The organism is Sporosarcina koreensis (genome assembly GCF_001531445.1).
Lineage (GTDB): Bacteria > Bacillota > Bacilli > Bacillales_A > Planococcaceae > Sporosarcina > Sporosarcina koreensis_C.
Window position 1 is genome coordinate 26,258 of the sequence record NZ_LQYA01000152.1, and the last position, 3,603, is coordinate 29,860.

The 3,603-nt window shown below is 48.9% G+C and carries 3 protein-coding genes; 2 read left to right on the top strand and 1 reads right to left on the bottom strand.

Annotation, left to right across the window (positions count from 1 at the left end):
- On the bottom strand, window positions 1-397 hold a 397-nt coding region (locus tag AWV70_RS24735; protein ID WP_235588708.1), incomplete at its 3' end, for an AzlC family ABC transporter permease.
- A gap of 143 nt (window positions 398-540) precedes the next feature.
- Between AWV70_RS24735 and AWV70_RS15980 the strand changes: the two genes are divergently transcribed.
- Both AWV70_RS15980 and AWV70_RS15985 read left to right on the top strand, forming a co-directional pair.
- Complete coding sequence (locus AWV70_RS15980) at window positions 541-1,167, top strand: TVP38/TMEM64 family protein (protein ID WP_060209290.1); 627 nt, start codon at window positions 541-543, stop codon at window positions 1,165-1,167.
- A gap of 318 nt (window positions 1,168-1,485) precedes the next feature.
- Window positions 1,486-3,603: 3'-5' exonuclease (locus AWV70_RS15985; RefSeq protein ID WP_276525648.1), on the top strand; the 2,118-nt coding region annotated here is incomplete at its 3' end.

Below are 3,603 nucleotides of genomic sequence, written 5' to 3' on the forward strand. Positions count from 1 at the left end.
TTGTCACGCCGAATGCGTATGCTGTCGGGATTTTGCTTTCCTTCCCAGTTGCCAGGACGGAGAACGATTCGTCCGTGATGCCGAATGAATAGATCGCTTTTACCCATTTGGGTGCGCGATGCATCTTTTCATTCAGTGAAGCCGTCATAAGGAAGTGACGGATGTTGACGACGAATGTATTGATGACGATGGTGAACGGGTCGACCCCGAATGAGATTAGGTTGAGTGATATGTATTGGGCTGCCCCAGCGTAGACGAATATGCTCATGGCGGTCGCTTCGATGAGGGGGAGGCCTGTTGTTTTTGCGAGTAATCCGAAAGTGAGGGCGATCGGGAAGTAGCCGATGGCGATACTTAGTCCTGCTTTTAGGCCGGCAATGAATTGATTTTTCACCATGTTGTCACGTCTTTCATTTATGTATGATTGAAATTATACTATATTTTGATGTTTTGGTGTTATTCTTTAAAGGAAAAGGGAATATTCGATAGTAAATTGATGGAATCGGTTAGGTCGATTGTTGACAGGCGAGGGTGTTGCAGATGGATGAATGGCTAGATGTAGATAAGATTACGGAGTTGGCGGAGCGTTATAAGGCGTTGGGTCCGTTTATTGGCCTTTTGCTGCCTTTTATAGAATCGTTTTTACCTTTTTTACCGTTATTTGCATTTGTTATTGCGAATACGGTTGCTTATGGAATATGGTATGGGTTCATATTATCGTGGGCGGGGACGGTAGTGGGTTCGTATGCAGTGTTTTTGATTATTAGAAAGTATGGAAGGAATCGCTTTTTGCGTTTTTTAACAAAACATGAGCGGGTTCAACGATTGATCGGCTGGGTCGAGCGGAATGGGTTTGGTCCGTTGTTCTTGTTCATTTGCTTTCCTTTTACGCCATCTGCCTTGGTGAATCTGGTGGCGGGCTTGTCGAATATGAAGAAGAAAAACTATTTGTTCATTTTGATGGCTGGAAAGTTAGTCATGATTTTCACGATGAGCTTTATCGGGTATGATTTGAAGGCGCTATTGACACAGCCTTTGCGGACGGGGATCGTCGTTGGAATCATCGTGCTTCTCTGGGCGGTAGGCAAGTGGCTTGAGAAGCGGCTTGATCGGAAGGTGGAAGAGGAATCGAGCACGATTTTTCAAGGGGAAGATGAAGAGAATTGAAGAGTTATACGTGAGAATCACTTTTTATGCGCAAAGATATGGATTTATGCGTCATTCTAGTGAATTATGCGTACAAAGACGGTTTTATACGTGGATAAAACGATTTATGGACTTTGGGGATGGATTATGCGCGAGTTAGCGAATTTATGCGTATTATATGGGCCGTTGGGATTTTTATTTCCGTGTTCTACTTATCGCGCTGTACGCATTTGTCGAATCAAAACTTCCACTGTTAATAGTTCCTGTCTTCCTTAACTTTCGGTACAATGAAAGAAAGGAAGATAGGTTCTTTTGATTTACAGAAAGGGGGAGAGGGCCATGACATTGCGGTTTGTGACTGGGAGAGCCGGGACGGGGAAGACGACGGTTATTGAGCGGGAGATTGCCGAGGAGCTTGAACGGAATCCGTTGGGTCCAGCAGTCATTCTGATCGTGCCGGATCAGATGTCGTATTCGATGGAGCTTAGCTTGTCGGTGAATTTCGGTCTGAATGGCTTGATCCGCGCTCAAGTTTCCACGTTTAAACGACTCGCATGGCGGGTGCTGCAGGAAACGGGCGGCATTACGCGGAAGGAAGTCGACGGATTCGGTTACAGGATGCTTGTGCGAAGTGTGCTGGAGGAGAATCGGGAAGAGCTGAAGTTGTTCAAACAGGCTGCGAATAAGAGAGGGTTTACGGAGAAAATCGGCGATCTCATGAAGGAGTTCAGCCGTTATTGCCTTGACCGGGAAACATTAGCCGAGTTCCGGGAGCAACTGGCTACAGCCGATGCTCCACGGACGTTGCAGGACAAGGTGAGCGATCTTTCATTGCTTGTATCGAAAATCGAGGAACGGCTCGGTACTACTTACGTCGATAGCGAGGGGCATTTGGCTTTGCTCGCGTCGCAGATCAAACACTCGGAACTTATGAAGAGCGCAGAGATTTATATAGATGGGTTTGAAAGTTTCACAGCGAGGGAGTATGAAATCATTACGGAACTGATGAAGCATGGCAACCGCGTGACAGTCGTCTTGCCGATGGAATCCGATTTGTCGGGACATGCGGATCATGAACTGTTCTTCAATCCTGTCCGCACGTCGATGAAGCTCCGGGAGATCGCCCGCAATGAAGCGGTGGATATCGAAGAGGGGATCCATATGGGACAGCCTCTCCGGTTTAAGAATGACGAGCTGCGCCACTTCGAGAACGAATTCGAGAAATATCCACCGAAGGAAAGGCCATCTGAGGGATCGGTTTCTCTCATCGAGGCGACGGATCGGCGGGCGGAAATCCATGCGGTCGCAAGGAAAATCCGGGAACTTATCATGAAGGGCGAGCGGTATAAGGAAATATCGATTCTGTACCGGCAGCCGGACAAATACGATGAACTCATTGAAACGATATTTTCGCAATATGACATTCCGGTATTCATTAGCCGGAAAAAGCCGATGCTCCACCATCCGCTCATCGAGTTTTCAAGGTCGGTTCTTGAAGCCGTCACGTCAGGCTGGACGTATGAATCGGTATTCCGCGCGGTGAAGACGGATTTGTTTTTCCCGCATCGAGAAGATAAGCTTCTGTGGCGGGAGCGTGCGGACCGTCTGGAAAATTACGTGCTTGCCAATGGACTATACGGCAATCGGTGGTTCGATGAGACGCGCTGGAAAGTGAAGCGGTATCGTGGGCTGGAATTGCATACGACTGTGCAGACCGACGAGGAACTCCAGTTGGAACGGGAACTGCATAGCATTCGTGATTTGATCCGGGAGCCGCTTACACAGTTCGAAGGCAGGCTGAAGCGGTCGAAAAATGGCCGGGATGTCGCGGAGGCACTGTTTCTGTTCATGGAATCGCTGCAAGTGTACGATAAGATTATTGACTTGCGGGCGGATGAAGAACGCGCGGGCCGACTGTTGAACGCGACGGAACATGAACAGGCTTGGGAATCATGGATTAACGTCCTTGACCAGTTTGTCCTCATGTTCGGTGACAAGCAGCTGGAGCTGAAGGAAGCTGCGCGTATTTTAGATGAAGGATTCGATACGCTCGAATTCACGCGCATCCCGCCGTCCCTCGATCAAGTGACGGTGACGACGATCGAGCTGGCAAGCCTTATGGAGATCGAAACAGGCTTCGTTATCGGTGTCAATGACGGTGTGTTGCCGCAACGGATCGACGCGGAGGGGATCTTGTCCGATTCAGATCGTGAATGGTTCGCGATGAGCGGCTTGGAGCTCGCCCCGTCGTCGAAAATGAAGCTTATGGATGAATCGTATATGGCCTACCGGGCGTTTACATCGGCGAGGGAGAAGCTTTTCATTTCGTACCCGATTTCGGATGAGGAAGGGAAATCGCTGTTGCCCTCGCTTTATATCTCGCGCATTCAGCAGGTATTGCCGGGGATCGGACTGCAGTTGGCGGTTTCGGACCCGTCTGAATTGCTGAATGAAGAG

Bases quoted from the DNA above. Each gene is read 5' to 3' on its own strand.
- AWV70_RS15980 (WP_060209290.1), top strand. From the start codon at position 541: ATGGATGAATGGCTAGATGTAGATAAGATTACGGAGTTGGCGGAGCGT.